Origin of the sequence: Streptomyces sp. BF23-19 (genome assembly GCF_041106355.1) — a bacterium.
Taxonomy (GTDB): domain Bacteria; phylum Actinomycetota; class Actinomycetes; order Streptomycetales; family Streptomycetaceae; genus Streptomyces; species Streptomyces virginiae_A.
The window spans coordinates 1-24,817 of the sequence record NZ_JBGBPT010000006.1 but is presented as its reverse complement, the minus strand read 5'-3'; the positions used below and the strand labels follow the sequence as shown (position 1 = coordinate 24,817).

Annotated in this window: 29 protein-coding genes and 1 pseudogene; 19 read left to right on the top strand and 11 right to left on the bottom strand. The window is 72.1% G+C overall.

Annotation, left to right across the window (positions count from 1 at the left end; translation table 11 throughout):
• Positions 1-81: 81 nt before the first annotated feature.
• From AB8A24_RS05340 to AB8A24_RS05330, 3 genes are all read right to left on the bottom strand, one after another.
• On the bottom strand, positions 82-507 hold the full coding sequence (locus AB8A24_RS05340) for a hypothetical protein (RefSeq protein WP_328962422.1): 426 nt from the start codon (positions 505-507) through the stop codon (positions 82-84).
• 112 nt (positions 508-619) lie between these two features.
• Positions 620-1,990, bottom strand: a complete 1,371-nt coding sequence (locus AB8A24_RS05335; RefSeq protein ID WP_328962423.1) for an FAD-binding oxidoreductase — start codon at positions 1,988-1,990, stop codon at positions 620-622.
• 52 nt (positions 1,991-2,042) lie between these two features.
• Positions 2,043-2,288: a hypothetical protein gene (locus tag AB8A24_RS05330; RefSeq protein ID WP_244290627.1), complete on the bottom strand. Its 246-nt coding sequence runs from the start codon at positions 2,286-2,288 to the stop codon at positions 2,043-2,045.
• Between the two features lie 251 nt (positions 2,289-2,539).
• Between AB8A24_RS05330 and AB8A24_RS05325 the strand changes: the two genes are divergently transcribed.
• Positions 2,540-3,280: a PP2C family serine/threonine-protein phosphatase gene (locus tag AB8A24_RS05325; RefSeq protein ID WP_369475021.1), complete on the top strand. Its 741-nt coding sequence runs from the start codon at positions 2,540-2,542 to the stop codon at positions 3,278-3,280.
• Positions 3,281-3,307: 27 nt separating this feature from the next.
• Here AB8A24_RS05325 and AB8A24_RS05320 read toward each other — a convergent pair whose 3' ends face one another.
• Together AB8A24_RS05320 and AB8A24_RS05315 are read right to left on the bottom strand one after the other, a co-directional pair.
• Positions 3,308-3,673 (bottom strand): 5-carboxymethyl-2-hydroxymuconate Delta-isomerase, encoded by a 366-nt coding sequence (locus tag AB8A24_RS05320; RefSeq protein WP_266382733.1) that lies wholly within the window; start codon positions 3,671-3,673, stop codon positions 3,308-3,310.
• Positions 3,674-3,786: 113 nt separating this feature from the next.
• Positions 3,787-4,026 carry a hypothetical protein gene (locus AB8A24_RS05315; RefSeq protein ID WP_328962424.1) on the bottom strand — a complete coding sequence of 80 codons (240 nt, stop codon included), beginning with the start codon at positions 4,024-4,026 and terminating at the stop codon, positions 3,787-3,789.
• A 430-nt stretch (positions 4,027-4,456) separates the two neighbouring features.
• Here AB8A24_RS05315 and AB8A24_RS05310 point away from each other — a divergent pair, with 430 nt between their 5' ends.
• The 3 genes from AB8A24_RS05310 to AB8A24_RS05300 all read left to right on the top strand — a co-directional run bounded on the left by AB8A24_RS05310 (position 4,457) and on the right by AB8A24_RS05300 (position 5,708).
• A complete protein-coding gene (locus AB8A24_RS05310) occupies positions 4,457-4,660 on the top strand; it encodes a cold-shock protein (protein WP_030011983.1) in 204 nt (67 codons plus the stop codon).
• A gap of 169 nt (positions 4,661-4,829) precedes the next feature.
• A complete protein-coding gene (locus AB8A24_RS05305; RefSeq protein WP_266382744.1) occupies positions 4,830-5,201 on the top strand; it encodes a hypothetical protein in 372 nt (123 codons plus the stop codon).
• A gap of 237 nt (positions 5,202-5,438) precedes the next feature.
• Positions 5,439-5,708 (top strand): hypothetical protein, encoded by a 270-nt coding sequence (locus tag AB8A24_RS05300; protein ID WP_369474927.1) that lies wholly within the window; start codon positions 5,439-5,441, stop codon positions 5,706-5,708.
• On the opposite strand, the gene AB8A24_RS05295 is transcribed toward AB8A24_RS05300, so the two are convergent.
• Positions 5,692-6,768 carry an alpha/beta hydrolase family protein gene (locus AB8A24_RS05295; RefSeq protein WP_369474926.1) on the bottom strand — a complete coding sequence of 359 codons (1,077 nt, stop codon included), beginning with the start codon at positions 6,766-6,768 and terminating at the stop codon, positions 5,692-5,694. The genes AB8A24_RS05300 and AB8A24_RS05295 overlap by 17 nt on opposite strands.
• Before the next feature lie 111 nt (positions 6,769-6,879).
• Here AB8A24_RS05295 and AB8A24_RS05290 point away from each other — a divergent pair, with 111 nt between their 5' ends.
• From AB8A24_RS05290 to pucL, 4 genes are all read left to right on the top strand, one after another.
• Complete coding sequence (locus AB8A24_RS05290; protein WP_369474924.1) at positions 6,880-7,497, top strand: GNAT family N-acetyltransferase; 618 nt, start codon at positions 6,880-6,882, stop codon at positions 7,495-7,497.
• Positions 7,494-8,321, top strand: coding sequence for a PaaX family transcriptional regulator C-terminal domain-containing protein (locus AB8A24_RS05285; RefSeq protein WP_369474922.1), 828 nt, complete (start codon positions 7,494-7,496; stop codon positions 8,319-8,321). The genes AB8A24_RS05290 and AB8A24_RS05285 overlap by 4 nt, the downstream gene beginning before the upstream one ends.
• A gap of 124 nt (positions 8,322-8,445) precedes the next feature.
• Complete coding sequence (locus AB8A24_RS05280) at positions 8,446-9,795, top strand: aspartate aminotransferase family protein (RefSeq protein WP_328962427.1); 1,350 nt, start codon at positions 8,446-8,448, stop codon at positions 9,793-9,795.
• 282 nt (positions 9,796-10,077) lie between these two features.
• A complete protein-coding gene (gene pucL, locus AB8A24_RS05275; protein WP_328962428.1) occupies positions 10,078-10,995 on the top strand; it encodes a factor-independent urate hydroxylase in 918 nt (305 codons plus the stop codon).
• 77 nt (positions 10,996-11,072) lie between these two features.
• On the opposite strand, the gene AB8A24_RS05270 is transcribed toward pucL, so the two are convergent.
• Positions 11,073-11,561 carry a histidine phosphatase family protein gene (locus AB8A24_RS05270; protein WP_328962429.1) on the bottom strand — a complete coding sequence of 163 codons (489 nt, stop codon included), beginning with the start codon at positions 11,559-11,561 and terminating at the stop codon, positions 11,073-11,075.
• 188 nt (positions 11,562-11,749) lie between these two features.
• Between AB8A24_RS05270 and AB8A24_RS05265 the strand changes: the two genes are divergently transcribed.
• The 6 genes from AB8A24_RS05265 to AB8A24_RS05240 all read left to right on the top strand — a co-directional run bounded on the left by AB8A24_RS05265 (position 11,750) and on the right by AB8A24_RS05240 (position 14,631).
• Positions 11,750-11,965 (top strand): CbtB domain-containing protein, encoded by a 216-nt coding sequence (locus AB8A24_RS05265; protein ID WP_328962430.1) that lies wholly within the window; start codon positions 11,750-11,752, stop codon positions 11,963-11,965.
• 45 nt (positions 11,966-12,010) lie between these two features.
• Positions 12,011-12,778 carry a CbtA family protein gene (locus tag AB8A24_RS05260; RefSeq protein WP_369474920.1) on the top strand — a complete coding sequence of 256 codons (768 nt, stop codon included), beginning with the start codon at positions 12,011-12,013 and terminating at the stop codon, positions 12,776-12,778.
• Between the two features lie 21 nt (positions 12,779-12,799).
• On the top strand, positions 12,800-13,048 hold the full coding sequence (locus AB8A24_RS05255; RefSeq protein WP_030714370.1) for a hypothetical protein: 249 nt from the start codon (positions 12,800-12,802) through the stop codon (positions 13,046-13,048).
• Positions 13,049-13,256: 208 nt separating this feature from the next.
• A complete protein-coding gene (locus tag AB8A24_RS05250) occupies positions 13,257-13,856 on the top strand; it encodes a class F sortase (RefSeq protein ID WP_328962432.1) in 600 nt (199 codons plus the stop codon).
• A 112-nt stretch (positions 13,857-13,968) separates the two neighbouring features.
• Positions 13,969-14,361 carry a hypothetical protein gene (locus AB8A24_RS05245; RefSeq protein ID WP_369474918.1) on the top strand — a complete coding sequence of 131 codons (393 nt, stop codon included), beginning with the start codon at positions 13,969-13,971 and terminating at the stop codon, positions 14,359-14,361.
• Between the two features lie 57 nt (positions 14,362-14,418).
• The gene (locus AB8A24_RS05240; RefSeq protein ID WP_328962434.1) at positions 14,419-14,631 is read left to right on the top strand and encodes a hypothetical protein; all 213 of its coding nucleotides are present in this window, start codon (positions 14,419-14,421) and stop codon (positions 14,629-14,631) included.
• A 73-nt stretch (positions 14,632-14,704) separates the two neighbouring features.
• Here AB8A24_RS05240 and AB8A24_RS05235 read toward each other — a convergent pair whose 3' ends face one another.
• The 3 genes from AB8A24_RS05235 to AB8A24_RS05225 all read right to left on the bottom strand — a co-directional run bounded on the left by AB8A24_RS05235 (position 14,705) and on the right by AB8A24_RS05225 (position 16,150).
• Positions 14,705-15,109 (bottom strand): hypothetical protein, encoded by a 405-nt coding sequence (locus AB8A24_RS05235; RefSeq protein WP_266382781.1) that lies wholly within the window; start codon positions 15,107-15,109, stop codon positions 14,705-14,707.
• A gap of 66 nt (positions 15,110-15,175) precedes the next feature.
• On the bottom strand, positions 15,176-15,574 hold the full coding sequence (locus AB8A24_RS05230) for a RidA family protein (RefSeq protein WP_328962435.1): 399 nt from the start codon (positions 15,572-15,574) through the stop codon (positions 15,176-15,178).
• Positions 15,575-15,661: 87 nt separating this feature from the next.
• Positions 15,662-16,150: an Rrf2 family transcriptional regulator gene (locus AB8A24_RS05225; RefSeq protein WP_328962436.1), complete on the bottom strand. Its 489-nt coding sequence runs from the start codon at positions 16,148-16,150 to the stop codon at positions 15,662-15,664.
• Positions 16,151-16,275: 125 nt separating this feature from the next.
• On the opposite strand from AB8A24_RS05225, the gene AB8A24_RS05220 reads away from it, so the two are divergent.
• From AB8A24_RS05220 to AB8A24_RS05205, 4 genes are all read left to right on the top strand, one after another.
• Complete coding sequence (locus AB8A24_RS05220; protein WP_328962437.1) at positions 16,276-17,103, top strand: hypothetical protein; 828 nt, start codon at positions 16,276-16,278, stop codon at positions 17,101-17,103.
• An 82-nt stretch (positions 17,104-17,185) separates the two neighbouring features.
• Complete coding sequence (locus AB8A24_RS05215; protein WP_369474916.1) at positions 17,186-19,183, top strand: FUSC family protein; 1,998 nt, start codon at positions 17,186-17,188, stop codon at positions 19,181-19,183.
• An 85-nt stretch (positions 19,184-19,268) separates the two neighbouring features.
• Complete coding sequence (locus AB8A24_RS05210; protein WP_328962439.1) at positions 19,269-19,970, top strand: hypothetical protein; 702 nt, start codon at positions 19,269-19,271, stop codon at positions 19,968-19,970.
• Positions 19,958-21,250, top strand: coding sequence for a sensor histidine kinase (locus tag AB8A24_RS05205; protein WP_369474914.1), 1,293 nt, complete (start codon positions 19,958-19,960; stop codon positions 21,248-21,250). Before AB8A24_RS05210 ends, AB8A24_RS05205 begins: the two co-directional genes overlap by 13 nt.
• Positions 21,251-21,492: 242 nt before the next feature.
• On the opposite strand, the gene AB8A24_RS05200 is transcribed toward AB8A24_RS05205, so the two are convergent.
• Positions 21,493-23,580 carry a PhoX family phosphatase gene (locus AB8A24_RS05200; protein ID WP_328962441.1) on the bottom strand — a complete coding sequence of 696 codons (2,088 nt, stop codon included), beginning with the start codon at positions 23,578-23,580 and terminating at the stop codon, positions 21,493-21,495.
• 261 nt (positions 23,581-23,841) lie between these two features.
• On the opposite strand from AB8A24_RS05200, the pseudogene AB8A24_RS05195 reads away from it, so the two are divergent.
• Positions 23,842-24,817, top strand: a pseudogene (locus AB8A24_RS05195) (hypothetical protein); the annotation flags it as partial.

The following is a 24,817-nucleotide window of genomic DNA, read 5'->3' as shown; positions in this document are numbered from 1 at the left end:
CCATGCCTCGATCGTCGACGGCTGCCGGCTCTCGCGCGCCGAGACCGCCGTGGCGCGAGGGCGCTGGGGGCAGTCGACCGGTCAGCAGCGGAGGCCGGTGGCGGCGGCCGTGGCGGCCGCGTCCAGGCTCTCGATCTGCGGCTGCAGCTGGGTGCGCGCATCCTTGCCGGTCGTGTCGCCGGGCAGGTCCTGGTAGCTCTTCTTGAGGTCCTCGGCGGCCGACTTGACCGCTTCGCGCTCCGCGTCCTTCAGCTGGGTGGCGTTCTCCTTGACGCCCTCCCAGTCCTTCTGGACGGCCTCATAGGCGTCCTTGACCTGGTCCTTGGTCGCGTTGGCGGGGTTCAGCGCCTTCAGCTTGGCGTTGTCGGCCTTGAGCGCGTTCAGGTCGGTGCACAGGTCTGCGGCGGCCTGGCTGGCCTCCTCCGCGGGCGAGCTGTCGTCGGAGCAGGCGGAGAGACCGAGAAACGCGCCGACGCAGAGCACACCGATCACCGGGAAACGCTTCATGGGGACCTTCCTCGATCTGACGAACCGGCTGTACGGGATCTTCCGGTACACCCGCCCAAAATATGCAGATAAAGGAACAGTCCGCATCCGCACCGCTACGCCACGGAGCCCCCTAGGGGCGGATGTTCTGGTTCAGGTGGAACAGGTTCTCCGGGTCGTAGACGCGCTTGACCGCGACCAAGCGGTCGTAGTTGCCCTTGTAGTTGGTCCGGATCCGGTCCTGGTCGTCATCGGCCATGAAGTTGATGTAGCCGCCCTCCTCCGAGTGCGCGGCGGTGGCGTCGTAGTAGTCGCGCACCCAGGCCGTGGCGGTCTCGTTGTCGGCGGGGTCGGGCCACATCCCGGCGATCACCGTGGCGAACGAGGCGTCCCGGTAGGCGAAGGCCGTCGCGTCCGGTGCGACGCGGTGGCAGGCGCCGTTGATCGGGTAGATGTGGACCGTCGAGTTCACGGCGGGCAGGCCCGGCGCGTGCCGCAGGTGCGCGTCGATCACGTCGTCGGTCAGCTCGGTCACGAAATTGGCCTTCCAGTAGTGCTGGAGGCCGGGCGGTACGAGCGCGTCGAAGGCGCTGTTGAGCGCCGGGTAGGGCATCGGGCCGACGTGCTCGGCGACCACCGGCGCGAAGTCGTGGAAGGCCTGGAGGGCGCGCTCCCCCTCGTCGAGCGGCCCGGTCCAGCACGCCACGATCAGCGCGAAGGTGTCACCGTGCCGGTCCGCCGGGATGAACGGGAGCGGCGGGGCTATCTGGAAGGCCGGGAAACCGCCGAGTTCCTCCGGCGCGTCGGCGATGAGGTCGGCGAAGGAGCGCAGCACGGTGGGAGCGTCCGCCAGCTCGAAGAGCATCGGTCCGCCGTAGATGTCCTTGACGGGGCTCAGCCGGAACTCGAACGAGGTCACCGCACCGAAGTTGCCGCCGCCGCCGCGCAAGGCCCAGAAGAGGTCGGCGTTCTCGTCCTCGCTCGCCACGACCAGCCGGCCGTCCGCGGTCACCACATCGGCCGAGATCAGGTTGTCGCAGCTCAGGCCCAGTCCGCGGGCCAGGTAGCCGATGCCACCGCCGAGGGTGAGGCCGCCGACGCCCGTGGTGGAGATGATCCCGCCGGTCGCGGCCAGCCCGAAGGCGTACGTGGCGGCGTTGAAGTCGCCCCAGGTCGCCCCGCCCTCCGCGCGGGCCGTGCGCCCCGCGGCGTCGACGCGGACCCCGCGCATCCCGGACAGGTCGGCCACCACGCCGCCGTCGCAGGTGCCGAAGCCGGGCACGCTGTGTCCGCCGCCCCGCACCGCCAGGTCGAGCCCGTTCTCGCGGGCGAAGTCGACCGTGGCCATGACGTCCCCCGCGTTGGCACAGTGCACGACGGCCGCCGGCCTCCGGTCGATCATGGCGTTGTGGACCTTGCGCGCCTCGTCGTAGGACTCGTCGTCCGGGGTGACGACCGCGCCGCGTACCCGTTCTCGCAACTGGTCGATCGAGAGCTTGCCCATGGCCATCGCTCCTCGTGCGTCACGTCGTTCCACGCTGCGTCGTGCTGTCGTGCTACGGCTGCAGGTGGCTGAAGCCGACCTCGAAGCGTTCGACCGAGACGATCCGCTGGCCCTCCCGCTGCGCTGTCCGCTCGCGGATCCGGGCAGCCTCTTCCTCGCTGTCCAGCATCGTCCGTTCGTCGTCCCACAAGGTCAGCGTTTTGGCCACGCCCGTGGCCCGGTCGACGAGGTAGTAGACACCCCGGAATCCGGGAACGTCCTGGACCTGCCTGACAATCGCCTCCGAATTCGCGCTCACGTCTCCCTCCGCGGGGACCGGTGATCCCTGGTAGGTGCTCAGCCTCGCGAACATCTGCGGCAGTCCTTCCTCGCAGGGCCACCGGTCGGAGAACAGGCGGCTCCACGACCAGGGTGCTCCGGCGCGCCGCCGCCCGCATGCCGGAGCGGCGCGACAATGGTGAGGACGGACGCGAGTGCCGTCGCGCTGCCGTCGCTGTTGCTGTTGCCGGAGCCGTGGCCACGGCCATGGCCGAGAGGCGGGACGTCGAGGTGCCGTACATAGCTGTGACCGCCCTGAGTCATGTCGGGCTGGTGCGCGAGCACAACGAGGACAGCCTGGTCATCGGACCGTGGACCCTGTGCGGGACCGTGACCCAGAATCCGCAGACCCTGGTCTTCCCCTTCGGCCGACCGCTCGTCGTCGCGGTCGCCGACGGCCTCGGCGGCCAGCCGGCCGGCGAGGTCGCCAGCGAGCTCGTGGTGCGCCAGCTCTCCTCGATCGGGTCCACGCTGGACAGCCCGGAGGCCGTCGGTGACGCGCTGGACATGTGCAATCGCGCCGTGTACTCGGCCACCGAGGGGCGGCCGGAGCTGGCCACCATGGGGACCACGGTCGCGGGCGCCCTCGTCCTGGCGGACTCGCTGCTGATGTTCAACGTCGGCGACAGCAAGGTGTTCCACGCCGGGCAGGACGGGCTGCGCCAGGTCAGTGTGGACGACAGCCCGCCGCCGGCCCCCGGGCACCGCACCACCTCGGCGGTCACCCAAGTCCTCGGCGGCACCCGCGGGTACAACGAGATCACCCCCCACATCGAAGCCTTCCCGGTGTCCGAGGGCGACCGCTACCTGGTGTGCAGCGACGGGCTGACCGACCCGGTGCCGACCGAGGAGATCGAGGGGCTGCTGCGGGTGCACGACGACGGCCGGGCCGCGTTCGAGCTGTGGCGGGCCGCCATCGACGCCGGCGGCCCCGACAACATCACGCTCGCCCTGCTGCGCATCGGCGGCTAGTGCTGTGGCCGGGAGCCTCAGGGCGGATCAGGGGGTCGTCATGCTCTTGGTGTAGGCCTCGCCCAGGTCCCGTACGTCCACCGAGGCGTGGATCTCCAGGCCGGCGGCCTTCGCCGTGTGGCGCTCCACCAGCTCCAGCACCGCACGGGTCAGACGCGACTTGGTCTGCGCCGTGCGGCCACGGGCGATGGCCAGCTCGACGTGGACGACCACCGCCCGGGCGTCGGTGCCCTCCCCGACCACGGACTCCTCCAACCGGTGGAAGCGCGTCTTGCAGTTGCCGACCGCGGTGTCGAGGATCTCGACCACCAGCGCGTGCAGTTCGAGCGCGAACGCCCGCCGGTCGAAGGCACCGGTCAGCGAGTCCGAGTAGTCGACGACTGCGTGGGGCACGGGGCACTCCCTGCTCTACGGATTTCGGGGCGACGGGCCCCGGTCCCGCGCCGGTCGGCGGGTACCCGAGCGACGGTAACCGAGCCCGCCCCGCCAGGAGCGCGGTCTCGCCATCACCCTCCGGGCCCCTCCAGCTGATCGGTGAGCCGGCCCAGCGCCCTGGCACCCAACGGGGCCATCAGCGGGCGCAGCACCGGTTCGGCCAGCCGGATGCCCGGCAGGCGCAGGCCGCCGAAGAAGGCGATTCGGGTGCCGTCCCGCTCCGCCACGGCCGCCATGCCGCCGACCACGAACCGGCTCCGCATCAGGCGGGCCAGGTCGGCCCGCCCCTGCGTACCCGCTGCGGTGCTCATCGGGCCTCCTCCTTCTTGACGGGCTCTCAGGAGGGAGGAGGGCACGGGCCGTCCGAACATTCCCGTGATCTGCGCCACACGGGCATCGCACCGGAGTCGCCCCGTCCCGGCGCCCGGGCGGGACACGTTCCACGAAAAACGCCCCGCCATTCATACGATTTTCTGGTTCGAATTTCCGCCGCAGGGCACGGAATCAAAAGTGGGGCGCGCCGAGATTTCCCTGGCCGCCGACACCCACTGTGCTACGGTGACGTTCGTTGCAGTTGTGGTTCCCAAAAAACTTACAAGTGCTCTCACCGGATTTTCGGTGGGCGCACTTTTTATTTCCGGTGCATGCAGTGAAATCTACTCGTTCCGGTCGGGGCAATCATCACGGCGACACCGGTCCCGCACAGTGCGGAACCGGGCACTGCCCCAAAGGAGAATTCATATGGCATCTGGCACCGTGAAGTGGTTCAACGCGGAAAAGGGCTTCGGCTTCATCGAGCAGGAGGGTGGCGGCGCCGACGTCTTCGCCCACTACTCGAACATCGCCTCTTCCGGCTTCCGTGAGCTTCAGGAAGGCCAGAAGGTCACCTTCGACGTCACGCAGGGCCAGAAGGGCCCGCAGGCCGAGAACATCGTTCCCGCCTGACGCCTGACGTCCGAGGTCCACGCCGACGCCTACGTCGGCGCGCAGACGCGGCCGAGGCTCGCACCCTGGGGTGCGGGCCTCGGCCGTCCGCATGTCCCGGAGCGCGCCGAACAGGCCACTCCCCGGAAGCCCGGCCGGTGACCGAGCACGCTTGCTAGAGTCCGTGCCCATGTCGATCCCTGACGACCTGCTCCTCGATCTCGCCACCAAGGTCGAGTCGGAGCAGACCAATCAGATGTCCCTGACCGTCGTGGTCCACGGCGCCGTCATCACAGGCCGCCTCGCCCCCGAGAGCGTCTGGCGTCAGCGGGTGGCCGAGGTCCTGCGGGACTCCGACCAGCTGGCCCCGTTCGCCGAGATCTTCAGCTCTCCCGGACGCGGCGACAGACAGCAGGCCGAGGCACCCTCGCACCTTCATTTCCACGTGGCACGCATCCTCCAGGGCACCCTGGGCATCCCGGAAACCGGCGGAATGTACCGGATCGCGGTCAAGGACGTCAGTGCCTGGACCGTCGGGGACTTCAGCTACTCCGACAAATAACCCACCGGCCCGACACGACCGAGGACGGCCGCCCGCAATTCACCCGCGGGCGCCGTCCCCGACGAACCGGTCCCGAACAACGGAATGGCAATACCGCCGAGCCTCCCCGCACAATGTCGCCATGCGGATCTCGATGCCGGGGGCCCTGGACGTACGGGACGAGGACGGAAGCGGCATCGGAGTCGGGGGACCCGCCTGCGGGCGCTGCCGATCCTGCCGGCCCTCGAACCGGGGCGGGTGGTCGCCTCCGAGCTCCTCGTCGACGGCATCCGGCAGGACACCCCACCGGCCGGCGCCCCCGACGCGCCGACGCCCTCGCCGTCGCCACCGACCAACCTGCGGGCCGGACCACTCGCGCCCCGACGCGGCCGGGTGGAGGCCGCGGCGCGCGCCGCGCTCGGCCACGACGGGTACGAGGAGTACGCGCACGAGCAGTACGAGTACGAGGTCGACACCTCGGGCCCGGCGGCCGTGCGGGAACTGGCCCGGCTCACGCTGGGCGGCTGAGTTCCTCCAGGAAGCGCTGCTGGTCGACGAGCAGCCCGGGCGGGAAGAGCGCACGCGGGGCGAACACGGCCGTCAGGGTCAACCGCCAGGAGGAGCGCTCGACCTCGGTGCGCAGCAGGGCGTGGGTCGCTCCCGGATAACGGTGGACCGTGAGGGTGCCGGGCGCGAGGACGCTCCGGTGGAGCGCCTCGGTCTCGGCGCCGTCCACGTTCAGGTCGTCGGCGCCGGAGATCAACAGCACCGGCACGGGCGGCATCGCCCGCAGGTCCGCGGTCACGTCCGCGGTGTGGTTGCGGCTGATGAACGTCCAGCGCTCCGCGGTGAGTTCCCGGTCGGCGCCCGGACTCGCCCGGTACTCCTCGTACGTCGCCCCGCGCCGCAGCAGCGCCAAGGTGGCCTCCCGGGTGCGTAGGGCGGCCGCCGTGCGCTCGGCGTCGGCCCCGGCCGCGCGCAGTTCGGCGCGCAGGTTGTACTCCCCCTGGCGCTCCCAGTTCACGGCGGTGCCGACCGCGATGACGAAGCGCACCCCGGGGGCGGGAGCTCGCGCCACCACCTTGGGCATGACCCAACCGGCCTGGCTGGCGCCCCACAGGCCGATGCGGGCGGGGTCGATCTCGGGCCGGGTGCGGGCCGCCCAGGTGAGGGCGTCGACGGTCTCGCGGGCCCGGTCGTCCATGGTCTGGCCGAGCCAGTCGGCGGGCTTGTCGAGGGAGAGCGAGGCGTATCCGGCGCGGGCGAAGGCCTCCCAGTAGGGGCGGTAGAAGCCGTCGTGGGTGGCGTCGACCTCGCCGTCGCCGTGCACGAGGACGACGAGCGGAAAGGGTCCGCGGCCCTGGCCGGTGGGGGTGGCGAGCACGCCGGGGAGGTCATGGCCTGCGGCGGGTACGGTGACGCGCTCCTCGTGGAGGCCGTAGTCGTGCTGCCACAGGACGACTCCGGTGAGGAGCAGGGCGGTGGTGAGGGCCAGGAGGAGGACGGTCAGGAGCGCCCTGCGGAGTGCGCGGGACGTGCGGGAGGTGCGGGAGGTGCGGGAGGTGCGGGAGGTGCGGGTCTCGGTCATCTGCGGCTCCGGGTTCCTCGGCTCGTTCACTCGCTCACTCGTTCACTCGTTCATTTATTCGCTCACATCAAAAACGATCGTATCGCCAATGAACGTACTAGGCTTGTGCGTATGACGACGGAGAGCGTGGAGGTACGGCGCGGGCTGCCCGAGGGGGCCGCCGCGCGCGTCGCCGAGCTGTACTGGGAGGCCTTCGGGGGAAAGCTGGGCCGCGCGCTCGGACCCCCGGAGGCCGGGCGCCGGTTCATCGCCGGGCACCTGCACGCGGACCGGGCCGTCACCGCGCTGTCCGGCGGCGGGGACGGCTCGGGCGGCCGGGTGGTCGGCGTGGCGGGCTACCAGCTGGCCGGGCGCGGCCTGGTCGGCGGCGACGCGGCCGCGGTCCTGGCCACGTACGGGCGTGTCCGGGGCCTGTACCGGGTGTTCCTGCTGGCCCTGCTGGAGCGCACCCCGGCCCGCGGCGAGCTGGTCATGGACGGCATCGCCGTGGACCCCGCCGAGCGGAGCCGGGGCATCGGCGGGCTGCTGCTGCGGGAGATCGAGGCGATCGCCGTGGAGCAGCGGTGCCGGCGGATCCGGCTCGACGTGGTCGCGGAGAACCCGCGGGCCCGGGAGCTGTACGAGCGGCACGGGTTCCGGGCGGTCCAGGTGCGGCGCACGCCCTGGCTGCGGGACGTGCTGGGATTCGGGGGCGTGACGACGATGCACAAGGAGGTGGCCGCACGATGAGCGCGATCCCCACGCGGATGGTGGTGCACGCGCTGGTCCGGGAGGACGGGACGGTCGCGGGCGAAGAGCTGTACGAGGTCGCCGCGCTGCTCGGGATGACCGACCAGCAGGTGCGGCTGTGCGTGAAGCGGCTGGTGACCGAGGGCCGGTTCATGGTGGAGGGGCGCGGCCGGCGGGCGGTGCTGCGCCTGGCGGGGGCGGAGCCGGGGGCCGGGCCGGCCCTCGTACCGGAGGTGGAGTTCGTCCGGCACGCCTACCGGCAGGACCGGGGGCTGGAGCCGTGGGACGGGCTCTGGCACGCCTTCGCCTTCGCCGTACCGGAATCCGCGCGGGCCGCTCGGGACTCCCTGCGGGACGCGCTGACCGGGCTGGGGGCGGCGCCGGTCCAGGGCGGGCTGTACGTCACGCCGAACGCGATCGGCCCGTACGTGCGGGCCCACGCGGCGGATCTGGACCTCTCGGAGGCACTGACCTGCCTGAGCACCCGGGACCTCGCGGTGGGCGGGACCTGCGACCCGCGGGCCCTGGCGGAACGGCTCTGGCCGCTGCCGGAGATCGCGGAGCGGTACGGCGAGCTCCGCGCGCTCGCGGAGCGGCCCGCCGAGCCCGGGTTGCCCGCCGGGCTGGCGCACGCCGTGGCCCTGGCCGCGGCCTTCTCGGCCGCGATGCTCCCCGATCCGCTGCTCCCGCCGGAGCTGCTGCCGCAGCCGTGGCCGGGCGCGACGGCCCGGGCGGCGGCGTCGGAGGCCTGGGCCCGGCTGGGGGCCGCCGCTCCCGCCACGGGACCCCGGCTGTTCCGGCTGTACGGCGAGGCCCTGGCCTGACCCGGCGCGGCCAGGAGGGGCGGGCCGGCGGGGCGGGCCGGCGGGGTGCGTGACCGGGCGGGCCGGCGGGTGCCGACGGGACGACCCCCGGCCCGTCCACATCGCGGACAACTACGCTCGTTTCATGAACGCAGAAGCCGCCGCCCTCGCCGCCGTGAAAGACGCTGACCGGAAGCACGTCTTCCACTCCTGGTCGGCGCAGGAGCTCATCGACCCGCTCGCCGTGGCCGGCGCGGAGGGCTCGTACTTCTGGGACTACCAGGGCAACCGCTTCCTCGACTTCTCCAGCGCCCTCGTCTACACGAACATCGGCTACCAGCACCCGAAGGTCACCGCGGCCATCCAGGAGCAGGCGGCCAAGCTGTGCACCGTCGCGCCCGGCTTCGCCGTCGACGTGCGCTCCGAGGCGGCCCGGCTGATCGCCGAGCGCACCCCCGGCGACCTCGACAAGATCTTCTTCACCAACGCCGGGGCCGAGGCCGTGGAGAACGCCGTCCGCATGGCCCGGCTGCACACCGGCCGGCCCAAGGTGCTGTCCGCGTACCGCTCGTACCACGGCGCCACCTCCACCGCGATCAACCTGACCGGCGACGCCCGCCGCTTCGGCAACGACTCCGCGACCGCCGGCGTCGTGCACTTCTGGGGACCGTTCGCCTACCGCTCGCCCTTCTACGCGGCGACCGAGGCCGAGGAGTGCGAGCGGGCCCTGCGCCACCTGGAGGACACCATCGTCTTCGAGGGGCCGCAGTCCATCGCCGCGATCATCCTGGAGACCGTCGGCGGCGCCCCGGGCGTGCTCGTGCACCCGGACGGCTACCTGGCCGGCGTCCGCGCGCTGTGCGACCGCTTCGGCATCGTCTTCGTCCTCGACGAGATCATGGTCGGCTTCGGGCGCACCGGTAAGTGGTTCGCCTCCGAGCACTGGGACGTGACCCCCGACCTGATCTGCTTCGCCAAGGGCGTGACCAGCGGATACCTCCCGCTCGGCGGGGTCGCCATCTCGGCCGCCATCGCCGAGACCTTCGCCCGCCGGCCCTACCCGGGCGGGCTCACGTACTCCGGGCACGTGCTGGCCTGCGCGGCCGCCGTGGCGACGATCGGCGTCATGGAGGAGGAGGGCATCGTCGAGCAGTCCGCCCGCACCGGCGCCGACCTGCTGGGCCCCGGCCTGCGCGCGCTCGCCGAGCGGCACCCCTCGGTCGGCGAGGTCCGCGGGCTCGGCACCTTCTGGGCCCTGGAGCTCGTACGGAGCAAGGAGACCCGGGAGCCGCTGGTCCCGTACAACGCCTCCGGTGCGGAGAACGCCCCGATGGCCGAGTTCGGGGCCGCCTGCAAGAAGGGCGGGCTCTGGCCGCTGATCGCCGGCAACCGCATCCACATCGCACCGCCGTGCAACATCTCGGCGGACGACGTGGCCAAGGGGCTGCGGATCCTCGACGAGGCCCTCTCCGTGGCGGACGCACACACCGTCTGACCTGCGGTTCTGTGGGGTCGCCCAAGGCGTGGGTGCTGGTGTTCGGAGGATTTGTACGGGGATCAACCCCTCGTACACATGCTGCAATCCGTGCAGGCCGTATGACACACAACAGGCCAAGCACCTACGAACCGGGATGCACGTCAGGCCCGGGGCGGTCCCTCGCCGAGGGGCCGAACGGCGGGGAGCGGGACGTCCTTGATTCGGGCGGGCGCTGGACGCCGGGCGTACGGGATCCAGACGACCGGACTCCGTGTTCCCGAGTACCCGAAGGAAGACAGCATGAGCAAGCACGTCCTGGCCCAGAACCAGTACGGCAAGGCCGAGAACCGCATCGTGAAGGTCACCCGCAAGGGCGGCGACGGTTCCTGGCACGAGATCCGCGACCTCAACGTCTCGGTCGCGCTCCGCGGTGAATTCCGCGATGTCCACCTCACCGGCGACAACGCCAACTGCCTGCCGACCGACACCACCAAGAACACGGTGTACGCCTTCGGCAAGGAGCACGGCATCGACTCCCCCGAGGCCTTCGGCATCCTGCTCGCCAAGCACTTCGTCTCCTCGCAGCAGCCGATCCGCGAGGCCCAGATCCGCATCGAGGAGTACGTGTGGGACCGGATTCCGGTCCCCACGCGCAAGGAGCAGCACTCCTTCGTCCGCAAGGGCCAGGAGGTGCGCACCGCGCAGATCACCTACAGCGAGACGACCGGCCTGCAGGTCATCTCGGGTCTGAAGGACCTGACGGTGATGAACTCGACGAACTCCGAGTTCCACGGCTACATCAAGGACAAGTACACGACCCTGCAGGAGGCGTACGACCGCATCCTGGCGACCAAGGTCACCGCGCGCTGGGCGCACTCGGCGCTGGCCGCCGACGACGCCGGTCACGACTGGGACCAGGCGTACAAGAAGGTCCGCAAGAACATGCTGGAAGCCTTCGCGGAGACGTACTCGTACTCGCTGCAGCAGACCCTGAACCAGATGGCCGAGCGCGTGCTCGACAACTGCCCCAAGGTCAACGAGGTGCGCCTCAACCTCCCCAACAAGCACCACTTCCTCGTCGACCTGGAGCCCTTCGGCCTCAAGAACGACAACGAGGTCTACTTCGCGGCCGACCGCATGTACGGCCTGATCGAGGGCACCATCCACCGTGACGGCGTGCAGCCGGTGATCGCGACGTCCGACTGGATCGTCGCGTAACGCACCTGTCGGCGTCAGTTCGGCCCGGACCGCGTCGCGGGGTCCGGGCCGAATGGTTTCACCTACCGCGGCTACGGCTACGGCTGCCCGCCTTGCGGCTGCCCGACCGTCGGCTGCCCGTCCTGCGGCTGCCCGACCAGGAGGTTCCAGCGCCCCGCCCGCCCGGTGAGGGTGGTCACCGATTCCGGCCGGACGTCGAGCCGCCAGAAGGCCGCCGCGGGCAGCTCCAGGGCGTGCACCACGGCCGCCCGCACGACGGCCTGCTCGACCACCACCCGGTGCGTACCCTCGGCCAGGCCCGCCAGCTCCGCCCCGACGCGGGCGATCAACGCGTCCACGGACTCCCCGCCCGGTGGCGCGTACGCCGGATCCGTCAGCCAGGCGTGCACCGCGGCCGGATCCCGGCCCACCACCTCGTCCAGGGTCTGCCCTGCCCACTCACCCGTGGCCGGTCCGCGCAGCCCCTCGTGACCGGGGCACGGCCGCGCGTGACCGAAGCGGCCCTGACGGGCGGCTGCGTCCAGAGGGAAGCTGACCAGTCGAACTCGTACCAACGGGGTCTTCATAAGGTGAGCGTAAGCGCGGTACGGTCACAAATGGTTCAATTGACTTACGACGGAACGACGGAAGCACGGTGAGAATCCGGCACGGTCGCGCCACTGTGAAACCTCCTCGAGGGGGAGGAAAGTCAGACCCGCCACCGTCGTAGCGAGCACCACTGACCGGGACGCGTGTTCCCTCTGGAGGTTCTGCCATGGCCCACTCCGCCGTGCCCACGACGAACTCACCCGTCATCGCCCCCATCTCACTCTCCGCGCTGGCCCCATGGGCCGTGTTCGTCGGCATCCTCATGCTCGTCCTGCTGTACTTCGTCGGCGCCGAGCAGGGCGCCACCTCGGTCTTCGAAGGGGAGACCGTCCACGAGTGGCTGCACGACGGCCGCCACCTGCTCGGTTTCCCCTGCCACTGATTCCCCTGCCACCGACCGACGTCTCAGCAAGGGAACAGACGAACCATGACTTCCACTTCTCCGGGTGGGGTCTCCCCCCGCACCCTGCTCATCCGCGGCATGCTCGCCGGCCTGCTGGCCGGCGTGGCCGCCTTCCTCGTCGCCTACCTCCTCGGTGAGTCCAAGGTGGACGCGGCGATCGCCATCGAAGAAGCCGCCGCGGCCGGTCACGACCACGGCGAGGACGCGCCCGTCAGCCGGGCCCTCCAGGCCACGGCCGGACTCGGCACCGGCGTCCTGCTCTACGCGGTCGCGCTCGGCGGCATCGCCGCGCTGGTCTACTGCTTCGCCCTGGGCCGCATCGGCCGCTTCGGCCCGCGGGCCACGGCCGCCCTGGTCACCGGGGCCCTGTACGTCACCGTGACGCTGGTGCCGTTCTTCAAGTACCCCGCCAATCCCCCCGCCGTGGGCGACCCCGGGACCGCCGCCCGCCGGACCGCCCTCTACCTCCTCATGATCGCCCTGAGCGTGCTGCTGGCGGCCGGCGCGCTGATCCTGGGCCGGCGGCTCGCGCCGAGGCTCGGCAACTGGAACGCGTCGATCGTCGCCGGCGCGGCCTTCGTCCTGGCCATCGGCCTCGCATACGCCCTGCTGCCCGGCACCAACGAGGTCCCGGCGGGCTTCCCGGCAGCGCTGATCTGGGAGTTCCGCCTCGTGTCCCTGGCCATCCAGACGGCACTGTGGACTACTTTCGGCCTGGCTTTCGGTTTTCTAGCCGAACGAGCCCTTGTGCCCGCCCGCGCACCCAAGGAGGCTGTGCAGCCGACCAGTTGAGCACGAGGGGGCCGGTAGTACATGGCGACGGCGATCAGGGAATGGCGGGGCTGGACGGGCGCCGCCCCGTTCTGGCTCAACTCGTTCCTGCTGCTCCTGGCCCCTTGCTGCGCCGTCACGCTCTTCGGTCAGATCGGGATCATCGCCGCGCTGGCCGCGCTCGGCGGCCTGGCCCGCCACCTCTGGTACGGCGACTACGGCCACCCGGCCATGCATCTGGCCGGCGCGCTGATGGGTGCGGGCACGGCCGCCGTCGTCATGTGCGGCTAGGTCGGACTCTCACCCGTTCGGGCGCATGGGAGCCACGGCGGGGATCCGGCGGGTGGACCCTTCGCGAACTGCGAAGACTCACCGATCGGGCGACGACACGCCCGTGACGCGATGTCAGTCCACCGTGTTGCACGGGGTGCCGATGGGCAGAGGAAGTGTCCACTGCTCACATGACCCCGGCCGCCCGAGCCGGACAGGAGGGAATCCCATGCCCCGCGCCAAGTGGGCCGTCGCCGCGCTGACGGTGGTTCTGTTGTCCACCGGTATCGCGGTGTTGCAACGGACCGAGGGGGCCCGACCCACGGCCGTGACCACCGACGACGCGCTGCCCTCGCGGGCGTTGGGGCTGTCCGGCCACCGCCGTCTGGTACGGGAGCTGGAGCAGTCCGGCGAGCACACCCCCGGCACGGGGGCCCGGTCGCCGAGGACCGCCCCCGGGCCGCTGCGGGAGGTCAGCGGGCCTCTGCGGGCCGCGCGGCCGCTGCGGTTGCGGATCCCGAGCCTGGGCGTGGACGTACCGCTGAACGGCGACCGGGAGGAGATCGCCTGGGACACCGGGGGGCCGGCGCCCGGTGCGGCCGGGACCGCGGTGGTGACCGTGGAAGGACTTCGCCTCGGCAAGTTGCGTCGGGGCCGGACCATCGAGATCCCCCGCGCGGACAGCCGTACCGCCGTGTTCACCGTCGTACGGATCTCACCCGGCAGGTCCTCCGGCCACGAGGGCCCGCCCGGCCGGGCCCAACTGCGGCTGGTCGGCGGCGAGACCGCCGTGCTGGCCCGGCTGACCGGGCAGCGCCGCACCCGCTGAACCCACCGGTCCGGGGCGTTCTGTCAGCCGTGGGGGGTGTCTTCGTCCCCCGGTCGGGGGCTTCTCGGTGTCCGTCCGGGAGTCTCCCGGCGTGGCGGGGCACACCCCTCGCATGAGCGGGAGGCACCACGCGCGTTCGGCACCGGCCAGGGCCCTGACCGTGGTCTGTGTCGTGCTGCTGTGCGTCTTCGGGGCCGGGCCGGGCGGCGCCGCGGCCGCCGAGTTCCGCCCCGCCTCCGCCGCGCCCGCCGTGCCTGCCGCGCCGGGCGCCCCCGCCGAGTCCCCCGAGCCCGGCGAGGGCCCGTCCGATCCGGCCCCGGCCCCCGATCCCGAGGCACGGGCGGCCGTACGGACGATCACGCGCGGACTGCCCGGCGTACGGCGGGCACCGCTCGCGGTGTTTCACGTGGAACACCCGGCCGCCCCGGCATGCTCGCCTGCCGCGGAGGCGGCCGAACCGGCCCTGTCCCGGCGGACGGTGCGGAGTGTGGTGCTGCGCTGCTGAGCGGACCGAGGTCCGGACGCAGCCCCCACACCCCCCTGAGCACCGTGAGGTTCCGCCATGCCCATCGACCCGTACGCCGCACTGAACGCCATGCTCCGCGCCGAGGTCACCCGGTTCTCCCCGCCGGTCCGGCAGACCGAGCCGGCCGCGTCGGCCTCGTCGGCCTCGTCGGCGAAGACCACGGCCACCGCTACAGCCACAGCGACGGCCACGTCCGTCGAAGCCGAGAGCGAACCGCAGCGGACCGCCCCCGCGGATTCGGCCGCGTAGGAACCGCGCGCACGCGCGCGCCAGGAGCGCCGGGGGTACCGGCGCTCCTGTCCGTCCCGGCCGTGCGACCGGCTCAGTCCTCGTGCGTGTAGTAGCGGTAGAACGCCGCGGCACCGACACCCGCGGCGACGGCGAGGCCCACCACCACGGACTTGAGGATCGACTGGTCGGTGAGGCTGTGCAGATAGCCCACCGCGATGCCGCCGAAGGCTCCGTAGGCGGCGGCGTGGACCTCGCGCATCATCCGGGGCCCGACCCTGGCCAGGCCGAACATGATCCCTGCGAAGATCACGCCGCACAGGATCCCGTAGAAGACGTTGGCCGTGGTCACCGGACCCGCCTGGCGCTCGATGAAGGCGGCCCAGAATCCGTAGACGAGTCCCAGGAGCACAGGCCCCACGAACGCGCTCTTGTGCAGGTGGGTCTTGCTCGCGCTCTGCCGGCGCCGCCCGAGGGCGGTGGGTGCCGCATGTGCCATGACGGGCTCCTCTCTCCCATCATCCAGGGCACACCCGCCGCCCCCGACCGGCAAGTGGATCAGTGGTCAGGGCGTGCGCACGGCCACCGCGTCGATCTCGAAGAGCATGTCGGGCAGGGCGAGCGCGGCGACGCCGATCAGGGTCTGGGCGGGCAGCTCGGTCCCCCAGGTGGCGTGCAGCCGCTCGAGCAGGATCTCCAGCTTCCGCTGGTCGTGGCCGACGATGTAGGTGCCGATGCGGACCACGTCGGAGGGACCGAGGCCGACGGCCGCGAGGGCGGTACGGAGGTTGGCGAAGGCCCGCTCGACCTGGTCGGCGAAGTCCTCGGAGACGACGTGGCCGTGCTCGTCGGAGCCGTACTGGCCGGCTATGAACACCTGCTCGCCGGGGGCGGAGACGATGTGGCTGTAGCCGTAGCCGGTCGGGGTGTGGAGTCCTGCCGGGTTGATGATGCTGCGCGTCATGCCGAGCTCCCTTGGTCCGTTTCCGTTTCCGTTTCCGTGTCCGTACGTGCGGTGCGGTGCGCCGTGCCGTGGTGCGCCGTGGTGCGGCTACCGCGCGGCGAGCCAGGCGCGCAGCCGCTCGGGGGCCTCGGGGGCCTGCCGTTCGGCCTGCTGCCGGATCTCGTCGAGGTTCTGGGCCGCCAGTGCCCTGCGCCAGGCCAGTTCGGCCCGGGTCATGGCGTGCGCGATGGCGCAGTCGGCGGCGTCCCTCTCCGGGGCGGAGTCCGCCGGTTCGCCGGCGCCGGGACCCTGCTGCCGGATCTCCGTGCACCGGAAGGCCTCCTCGGGCCCCTCGACGGCGGCGACCACGTCCATGAGCGAGATGGCGTCGAGCGGGCGGGCCAGCCGGAAGCCGCCCCGGGGGCCGGGGGTGGAGGTGACGATGCCCGCCCGGGCCAGCGCCTGGAGCTGCTTGTTGAGGTAGGCCGCCGGCAGGTCGTGCCACGCGGCGAGACGCGCGGCCGACACGGCCCGGTCCGGACCGCTCCAGGCCAGGTTGACGCAGCTGTGCAGCGCCCACTCGACGCCCTCGCTCATCTTCATATTCTGGATATTAGATGTCCAGGATTATCGGCGCAAGGATGCCACGCCCGCGGACGGCCCACCACCCGCCCGCAGCAACACCGCTCGCGCCCGGCCCCGCGGCCGCATTCCCTGGTGACGTGCGCACCATCCTGTCGACGGTACTCATCGTGCTCGTGGCCCTTCTGGTGCCCGCGAGCGCCGTCGCGTACTGGGCCGACCGCGAGCTGGGCGACGCCGACCGGTACACCGCCGCCATGTCCCCCCTCGCCGAGAACCCGAAGGTGCAGGAGGTCGTCGTCACGCAGGTCACGCGCGCCCTGGCCGGACAGATCGACGCGGGCCCCTTCCAGATCGGCCTGGACACCCTGCTCGGCGAGGCCCTGCACTCCTTCGCCGGCACCTCCGCCTACCGGACCGCCTGGGACGCGGCCAACCGCGCCGCCCACGCCGCGTTCCTCGACGCCCTCACCACCGGCCACGGCGACGCCCTCACCATCGACCTCGCGCCCGTCATCGCCCAGGTCAGGGGCGACCTCGTCGCCGACGAGGTGCCGTTCGCCGACCGCATCCCGGTGACGCATCTGACCGTGAAGGTCATGGAGTACGACAACCTCGCCGCTCTCCGGAAGGGTTTCCACATGCTCGAAGTCGCGGGCGTCTGGCTCCCCGTGCTGACCGTGCTCCTGGCCGCGGCGGCCATCGCCGTCGCCGTCCACCGGCGGCGCGCCGTCATGGCCACCGGAACGGGACTGGCCGTCGGGGCCGGACTTCTGTGGCTCACGGTGGAGGTGTGCCGCCGGCTCACCCTGGACGATCTGCCCGCCGACATCGACCGGCCCGCCGCCGGGGCGGTCTACGACGCCCTCACCGCGTATCTGCGCACCACCTCCTGGGTGGTGCTGGCGATCGGGCTCGCCGCCGTACTCGCCGCATGGGTGATGGGCCGACTACGCCGCACCCCATAAGCTCGGAAGGTACCAACAGGCACAGAAGCATGCAGAAGATCCCAGAAGAACCGAATCGCGAGCGGCGGGCACGGAAGCGGGAATGAGCACCGAACGCACCGAACACATATCGTCGCGCAGAGCCCGGCACCTTCCGCTGGCTCCGCCCTCCTGGCTGCTGGGTGGGCTGAAGCCCAGCACGGTACCGATCCCGTGGGCCGCCGTGACCCGGGCCTCGATCGCGATGTCCGTCCCGCTCGCCGTCGGTTTCGCCCTCGACGAGCCCGAATACGGCGCGCTCGCCTCCATGGGCGCCCTGGCCGGAGTCCTCGGCGACACCGCCGACGCCTACCGGATGCGCGTCCTGAACATCGCCGTCCCCCAGCTCGTCGGCGCCGTCGGAGTGGCGCTGGGCACCTTGGTCTACGGGCACGGCTGGCTGGCCGTCGGAGCGCTCACCCTCATCGCCCTCGTCTCCGGGATGATCTCTTCCATCGGCACGGTCGCCTCCGTGTCCGGACTGCTGCTCCTGCTCAACGCCGTGATCGGCGCCGGGCTGCCGCTGCCCGAGCCCTGGTGGACCGCCCCGCTGCTGCTGACCGCGGGCGGGCTGTTCGTCCTCGCGCTGACCCTGCTGGGCTGGCCGCTGCGCCGCCGGCAGCCGGAGCGCACCGCCGTGGCCGACACCTACCGGGCCCTGGCCGACGCCCTGGAGGCCGCCGGCGGCCCCGGCGCCCGCTACGAGGAACGCCGTCAGGAGGTCACCCAGGCCATCAACCACGCCTACGACCTCGTGCTCGGCCGCCGGGCCCGGGTGCACGGGCGCAGCCCCTCCCTGGTACGGCTGCTGGCCCAGCTCAACGTGGTGATCCCGCTGGTGGAGGCCGCGCCGGCCGCGCACCTGCGCGGCCGGCCGCTGCCCCCCGAGATCCCGGCGGCCGTACGGGAGCTGGCCGACGCCGTCGAGGAGGGCCGCACCGTGGCCCCCGTACTGGAGCTGCCCGCCGCGCACACCCCGGCCGAACGGGCCGTCGACGCGGCCCTGCGCCACGCGGCGAAGATCGTGCACATCGCCGAACCCGACCTGAACAACGTCGACGACCGCCTCGGCCGGCCCGCCGCGTTGCGGGTGCGGGCCCGTCGCGCGGTCCGCGACGTGATGCTGTCCCGGGCCTCCTGGCGGTACGGGCTGCGGCTCGCGCTGTGCATCGGGATCGCGCAGTCCCTCGTATCGGTGATCGAGGTCGAGCGCTCCTACTGGGTCGCGCTGACCGTCACCTTCGTCCTCAAGCCCGACTTCGGTTCGGTGTTCTCCCGGGCCGTACTGCGCGCGCTCGGCACCGCGGGCGGGCTGGTCATCGCGGCCGCCGTGCTCTCCGAGGTACCGCGCGGCTGGTGGGACGTCCCGGTGATGGTGGTGCTCGCCGGGCTGATCCCCGCCTTCTCCGCCAAGGGGTACGCCTTCCAGACCGCCGCGATCACCCCGGTGATCCTGCTCCTCTCGGACCTGCTCAACCACCAGGGCTTCGACCTGATCCGGCCCCGGCTGGTGGACAGCCTGATCGGCTGCGCCATCACCCTCGTCTTCGGGTACCTGCTGTGGCCCGAGAGCTGGCACACCCGGATCGGGGACCGGCTCGCCGACACCGTGGACGACGCCGCCCGCTACGTGGAACGGGCCTTCGCCCCGGTCGCCGACGAGGCCGCGTTCGCCGCGGCCCGGACCGCCCGCCTCCAGGCCCGGCGGCGCATCTACCGGGACCTGTCGGGCGTGCGCAGCGAGTTCCAGCGGGCGCTGACCGAGCCGCCGCCGACCGGGCCGCGGGCCGCCGCCTGGTGGCCGCTGGTGGTCGCCGTCGAACGGATCGTGGACGCGACCACCGCCGCGCGGGTCCGGGTCAACCACGGCGCGGCCCCGCCCCCCGCCGGTGAGGTCGAGTCGATCGCCCGTCGGCTCCACGACCTGGCCGACCGGGTGCGCAGCAGCACCGTCCCGGTACGGGTCGACGACGCGGAGCCGGCGGGCGCGGGGAGCAGCGTGCTGGCCCCCGTCCACCAGGAGATCGCGGCGGCCCTGGCCATCGCCCGGCCGGAGTCCTGACCCGCCGCGGGCCCGCCCGGGACCGGCGTCCCCCGAATGGGTCGTCTCCCGGGCCGGGCGGGAGCGGACGGGGCAGCATCGGAGCATGCGCCGCGTCCCCGCCGTGATCGTCCTCGCCGTACTCCTCGCGGGGTGCGCCGATGTGGAGGGACTGCAGAACGACGGCGACCTCGGCACGGTGCACGCCCCCAAGAGCCTGTGGAAGGGCATCCGCCCCGACCCGCCCGCCCCGGACCAGAAGCCGGGCACAGCCGCCGTGGTCCCCGGGCTCCCCAAGGTGACGGACCTGAGCATGCGCGGGGTGGACGCGCTGTCCGTCGTCCGCGCCGACGTCACCTCCGCCGCCGAGCAGGACGGCGGGACCGGCCGGCTCGTCGACCCGCGCGCCGTCCAGCGGCTCGCGCTCTGCACACAGGCTGTGGACGGCGGCCCCGACTGCCCGGTGCGCCCCGCGGTCCTGCACGACCTGACGGGCAACGGCCGGGAGGAGCTCATCACCGCCCTGGACATCGACGGCCAGGTCAGCGAGCTGCGCGTCTACACAGTCCAGGACGACGGGAACATCGCGCGGATCCTGTCCCGCCGCGGGGTGCTGGAGGGCGTCGAGGTGGCCGCCGAGCACCTGGCGGTCCGCGAGCCCACGACGAACCCCGCCTACGTGGCCGTCTCCGACTACGTCTGGGACCCGAAGGCCGGGATCATGAACCTGTCCCAGCTCACCCTCGACGACTGCCCGGGGCTCACCCCGTTCGCGGCGAGCGGGGACGGGGCGCGATGCGCGCGCTGAGCAGCCTGCGCTGGAAGATCGCGCTGACGACCACCATGGTGTGCTGCATGGTCGCCGCGGCCCTCGGCATCCTGGTGCACAACGTGGTCGCCCGGCAGATGGTCGGGGAGGTGCGCAAGGCCGCCGCCACCGAGCTGGACCACGCCCTGGGCCACTACGAGTACGGCACCGCGCACGGCGACGTGAACGCCGTGTTCGACCCGCCCGACCTCCCCCGGCGACTGCGCGAGCTGGTCGCGAGCGGACAGACCGGCAGCATCGTCGGAGTGCAGGGCGGGAAGCCCGTCATGTGGGCGGCCGGACCCGCGGACGACAAGGCCCTCGCCGTCTGGCTGCCCTTCGGGAGCACCCGCGACCGGCTGCGGGACATCGACACCGCCATCCTCGCCTCCGCGATCCTCGCGGCCGGGCTGGTGGCGCTGGCGGGCCTCTTCCTCGCCGACCGGATCAGCCGGCGGCTCGCGACCACGGCCGCCGTGGCCCGCCGGATCACCGCCGGGGACCTGGACGCCCGGGTGAACCTCCCGGGCGAGGGGGACGATCCGGGGCCGGGCGGCTCCCGCGACGAGGTACGGGACGTGGCGCACGCGCTGGACTCGATGGCGAGCTCGCTCCAGGGCCGGTTGGAGGCCGAGAAACGCTTCACGGCGGACGTCGCCCACGAGCTGCGGACCCCGCTCACCGGTTCGCTGGCCGCGGCGGCGCTGCTCCCCGAGGGCCGACCCAAGGAGATGATCAACAACCGGTTGCGGGCCCTGCACCTGCTGACCGAGGACCTGCTGGAGATCTCCCGGCTGGACTCGGGCGTCGAACGGGCCGACCTCACGCGGGTGGAGCTGGGCCGGGCTGTCGAGCGGGCGGTCGCAGCGGCCGCCGCCGCGGGGAGCGGGGCAGCACCGGATGCCGGACCGGCTCCTTCGGTACGGGTGGTGCGGGACACGGTGGTGGTCACCGACCGCCGGCGCCTCGACCGGATCCTGGCCAACCTGCTGGTCAACGCCGGCAAACACGGCAGGCCACCGGTCGAGGTGACCGTGGAAGGGCCGGTGGTGGTGGTCCGCGACCACGGGCCCGGCTACCCGCCCGAGCTGATCGAGCGGGGACCGCAGCGGTTCCGTACCGGGGACCCGGGCCGCGGGCGCGGTCACGGCCTGGGGCTGACGATCGTGATGGGGCAGGCGGCCGTGCTGGAGATCGTGGTGGGCTTCGCCAACGCGCCCGACGGGGGCGCGGTGACGACGCTCCGGCTTCCCGTCGGCAGGACGCCGGAGGGGGATTGAGCGCATTGTGCCGGTTGAGCGACCCGCATGCCCTAGGGGTGTGTTTCACGTGAAACACACCCCTGGTGCTGTGGCCGGAGAGGTTTGCCGGGTCGCGGTGTCCGGTGCGGTGCATCGCAAGGCGGAGAGCCGCGCGCCGTACCGGACGTACTTCCGTGGTCCGACAACGCGGCGAGGTGCCGTGCTGGGCGCCGTGACCCGGTGGACCTTTCCGGTCACAGCACCAGGGTCAACTGGTCCGGTCAGACACCGATGTTGCGGCCGTCCTTGCGCCACACGGACACGACCGCCGGGCGGACGATCTTGCCGGGGCCGTCGGGCCACACCGACTGCGGCTTCTCGACGGACGCGCCGTCGATCTCGCCCGGGTGCTGGACGGAGACCAGGACGCGCTTGTCCTGGATGAGCGGGCCACAGGTCTCGGCGCCGCGCGGAACGGTCAGGAACTGCTTCAGCTCACCGCGGCGGTCGCCGGCCGTCGCGACACCGAACAGACCGTCGTGGGAGCCGAGCTGGTTGCCGTCCGTGGAGATCCACAGGTTGCCGTGCGGGTCGAAGGCCACGTTGTCGGGGCAGGAGATCGGGCTGACCTTGTCCTTCGGGAAGCCCGCGAAGTAGGTGGCCGGGTCGTTCGGGTCACCGGCGACCAGGAAGAGCCGCCAGGCGAACCCGTCACCCGCCGGGTCGTCGAAGTTCTCGGCGAGCTCCAGGATCTGGCCGTGCTTGTTCAGGTTGCGCGGGTTCGCCTCGGTGGCGCCTTCCTTGCCCGGCTTGCCCCGGTCGGTGTTGTTGGTCAGCGCGATGTAGACGCGACCGGTGCGCGGGGAGGGCTCGACGTCCTCGGGGCGGTCCATCTTCGTGGCGCCCACCTTGTCGGCGGCCAGGCGCGTGAAGACGTACACCTCCTCGGCGGTCATGCCCTCGACGTGCGAGACGTTGCCGGTGGCCAGCTTGATCCAGACGCCGGAGCCGTCGAACTCGCCGTCGGTGGGGAGCTTGCCGGTGCCGTCGAGCTCGGCGGCCGGGGAGTCACCGGTGAGCTTGGCGACGTAGAGGGTGCCCTCGTCGAGCAGCGTGAGGTTGTGCTCCTTCGCGGCGCGCGAATTGCCCTTCTTCATCTGCTTCGACGAGACGAACTTGTAGAAGTAGTCGAAGCGCTCATCGTCGCCCATGTAGACGACCGGACGGCCGTCCTCGGTCAGGCGGGGCTGCGCGGCCTCGTGCTTGAAACGGCCGAGCGCGGTGCGCTTGCGCGGGACCGAGTTCGGGTCGTACGGGTCCAGCTCGACGACCCAGCCGAAGCGGTGCGACTCGTTGGGCTCCTGCGCCACGTCGAAGCGCTTGTCGAACCGCTCCCACTTGCGCTCGGTGGCGCCGGTGGTCATGCCGTAGCGCTTCAGGCGGGCGGCCTGGGCGGGGTCGGTGACCTGGCCGGCGTTGGCGAAGTACTGGTTGAAGTTCTCCTCGCCGTGCAGCGTGGTGCCCCACGGGGTGGTGCCACCGGCACAGTTGTTGAGCGTGCCGAGCACCTTGGTGCCGGTGGGGTCGACGGAGGTCTTCAGGAGCGCGCTGCCGGCGGCGGGGCCGGTCAGGCGGAACTCGCTCGTCGTGTGCAGGCGACGGTTGAGCTGGTGGCGGCTGATCGCGGTCAGCTTGCCGCTGCGGTGGTCCTCCTGGACGGCGACCACCGACAGGCCGTGCGCGGCCCACGCGATCTCGACCTGCTCACGGGTGGGGTTGTTCGCGTCGTACGCCTTGAACATGAGGTTCTCGTCCGTGTACTCGTGGTTGGCCACGAGCAGCTGCTGGCGCTCGTAGTCGCCGCCGAGCGGGAGAAGGCTCAGGAAGTCGTTGTTGTAACCGAACTGACCGGCCTGCGCGGCGGCCGTCTGCTTGTCGGGGTTGAAGCCCGGGGCACCCTTGACGATCGGGTCGCCCCAGCGGATCACCAGGTTCTGCTCGTGGCCCTCGGGGACGGTGACCTTGTCGTCGGTGTTCGGCGCGACGGCCTTGAAGCGCAGACCACGGGCGGCCTCGCCACCCTTGCCCGCGCCGGCCGCGGCGGCATCGGCGGAGGGGGTGGCGTTGGCGGTCTGCCCCGAACCGCTGAACGCGACGGCGGACCCGGCGGCGGTGGCGACCGTCACGACGGCGGCGGAACGCAGCATCGCGCGGCGGGAGTAGGCGCGGGCTATGACATCGCCGACGTACTCGTTGTCGCTCGTGTTCGGCACCTCGTGGAAGCAGGCGTCGCCACAGCGGTAACGACAAGTGAGAGCGGACCGGCCGCTCCCATGCGGGTTGCCGATGAACGGCAGAAGCTTGCGCACGAATGTCCTCCGAGTAGCTGCGTGGGCGCCGACAACCTGTCGGTACGATCCAGCCGCGACGGTAGGCCCGGGTTGCGCCGAAGCGGCGGCGCGGGGATGAACGGTCGGTGAACCCGGCACGTCGGAGCGGCAGTTCACTCAGCGTGTACGGGTGATTGGGAGCCGGACGCCACGAAAGGCGCCCCTGCCGAAGATCCAGCCGGGCGGCCGATAACCTTACGTGTCCACTCTGGGCAGGGATCATCCGCGCAGCACGGACAAATGACGCACGCACACATGCGAAAGGCCTGGCCCATGGGTATTCGGAGCTTGTTGCGCAAGGTATTCGGACGGTCCGCGGACTCCGTTCCGGAGACTACGGACACCCCTTCGGCCGCTGTCCCGAACCAGGCGGAACGGGCCCCTCTGGACGTCGCCGCCGATCTGGTGGCGGCGTCCTTCGACAACCCCACGGTTCCGCCGCAGTCCTCCCCGCGCGACCGCGAACCGGGCACGGTCCTGACGGCCCCCGCCCCGGCGGCGGACCCGACGGTCCCGGAAGCCCGCCGGGCGCCTGCGGCGAAGCCCGGCGGAGAAACCCCCGCACCCCCGGCGGAGCCCGCGCCGACCGATGCCGAACCGGCTGCCGCCGAAGCAACCGCGCCGCAGGCGCAGGACGCTCCTGAGGCAGAGCCGCTCGCCGTTGCATCGGAGCAGGCCGAGGCCGAGGCCGAGGCCACCGGGCCGGAGGCGGACGCGACCCCCGCTGCGGAGGAGCAGCAGCAGCAGCCCGAGGCGGACGCGCCGCAGGCGCAGGACGAGCCCGAGGCCGAGACCGCCGCTGAGGCGGAGGCTGAGGCTGAGCCTGCCGCCGCCGAAGTGGAAGCCGAGCCGGTAGCCGCCGAGGCGGAGCCGGTCACCGCCGAAGCGGAAGCCGAGCCGGTCACCGCCGAGGCAGAGCAGCCCGAGGGCGAGCCGGTCACCGTCGAGGCCGAGGCCGAGCCCGCCGCCCCTGAGGCGGAGGCGGAGCCTGCCGCCGTCGAGGCGGAAGCCGATCCCGTCACGGCCGAAGCGGAAGCCGAGCCCGTCACCGCCGAGGCGGAGCAGCCCGAGGTCGAGGCCGAGGCCGAGCCGGTCACCGCCGAAGCGGAAGCTGAGCCCGTCACCGCCGAAGCCGAAGCCGAGCCCGTCACCGCCGAAGCCGAAGCCGAGCCCGTCGCCGCCGAGGCCGAAGCCGCGCCCGTCGCCGCCGGGGCGG

Coding starts and splice junctions, on each gene's coding strand:
- AB8A24_RS05340 (WP_328962422.1), bottom strand. CDS start 507: ATGAAGCGTTTCCCGGTGATCGGTGTGCTCTGCGTCGGCGCGTTTCTC.
- AB8A24_RS05335 (WP_328962423.1), bottom strand. CDS start 1,990: ATGGGCAAGCTCTCGATCGACCAGTTGCGAGAACGGGTACGCGGCGCG.
- AB8A24_RS05315 (WP_328962424.1), bottom strand. CDS start 4,026: ATGAGCACCGCAGCGGGTACGCAGGGGCGGGCCGACCTGGCCCGCCTG.
- AB8A24_RS05310 (WP_030011983.1), top strand. CDS start 4,457: ATGGCATCTGGCACCGTGAAGTGGTTCAACGCGGAAAAGGGCTTCGGC.
- AB8A24_RS05305 (WP_266382744.1), top strand. CDS start 4,830: ATGTCGATCCCTGACGACCTGCTCCTCGATCTCGCCACCAAGGTCGAG.
- AB8A24_RS05295 (WP_369474926.1), bottom strand. CDS start 6,768: ATGACCGAGACCCGCACCTCCCGCACCTCCCGCACCTCCCGCACCTCC.
- AB8A24_RS05290 (WP_369474924.1), top strand. CDS start 6,880: ATGACGACGGAGAGCGTGGAGGTACGGCGCGGGCTGCCCGAGGGGGCC.
- AB8A24_RS05285 (WP_369474922.1), top strand. CDS start 7,494: ATGAGCGCGATCCCCACGCGGATGGTGGTGCACGCGCTGGTCCGGGAG.
- AB8A24_RS05280 (WP_328962427.1), top strand. CDS start 8,446: ATGAACGCAGAAGCCGCCGCCCTCGCCGCCGTGAAAGACGCTGACCGG.
- pucL (WP_328962428.1), top strand. CDS start 10,078: ATGAGCAAGCACGTCCTGGCCCAGAACCAGTACGGCAAGGCCGAGAAC.
- AB8A24_RS05270 (WP_328962429.1), bottom strand. CDS start 11,561: ATGAAGACCCCGTTGGTACGAGTTCGACTGGTCAGCTTCCCTCTGGAC.
- AB8A24_RS05265 (WP_328962430.1), top strand. CDS start 11,750: ATGGCCCACTCCGCCGTGCCCACGACGAACTCACCCGTCATCGCCCCC.
- AB8A24_RS05260 (WP_369474920.1), top strand. CDS start 12,011: ATGACTTCCACTTCTCCGGGTGGGGTCTCCCCCCGCACCCTGCTCATC.
- AB8A24_RS05255 (WP_030714370.1), top strand. CDS start 12,800: ATGGCGACGGCGATCAGGGAATGGCGGGGCTGGACGGGCGCCGCCCCG.
- AB8A24_RS05250 (WP_328962432.1), top strand. CDS start 13,257: ATGCCCCGCGCCAAGTGGGCCGTCGCCGCGCTGACGGTGGTTCTGTTG.
- AB8A24_RS05245 (WP_369474918.1), top strand. CDS start 13,969: ATGAGCGGGAGGCACCACGCGCGTTCGGCACCGGCCAGGGCCCTGACC.
- AB8A24_RS05240 (WP_328962434.1), top strand. CDS start 14,419: ATGCCCATCGACCCGTACGCCGCACTGAACGCCATGCTCCGCGCCGAG.
- AB8A24_RS05235 (WP_266382781.1), bottom strand. CDS start 15,109: ATGGCACATGCGGCACCCACCGCCCTCGGGCGGCGCCGGCAGAGCGCG.
- AB8A24_RS05230 (WP_328962435.1), bottom strand. CDS start 15,574: ATGACGCGCAGCATCATCAACCCGGCAGGACTCCACACCCCGACCGGC.
- AB8A24_RS05225 (WP_328962436.1), bottom strand. CDS start 16,150: ATGAGCGAGGGCGTCGAGTGGGCGCTGCACAGCTGCGTCAACCTGGCC.
- AB8A24_RS05215 (WP_369474916.1), top strand. CDS start 17,186: ATGAGCACCGAACGCACCGAACACATATCGTCGCGCAGAGCCCGGCAC.
- AB8A24_RS05210 (WP_328962439.1), top strand. CDS start 19,269: ATGCGCCGCGTCCCCGCCGTGATCGTCCTCGCCGTACTCCTCGCGGGG.
- AB8A24_RS05205 (WP_369474914.1), top strand. CDS start 19,958: ATGCGCGCGCTGAGCAGCCTGCGCTGGAAGATCGCGCTGACGACCACC.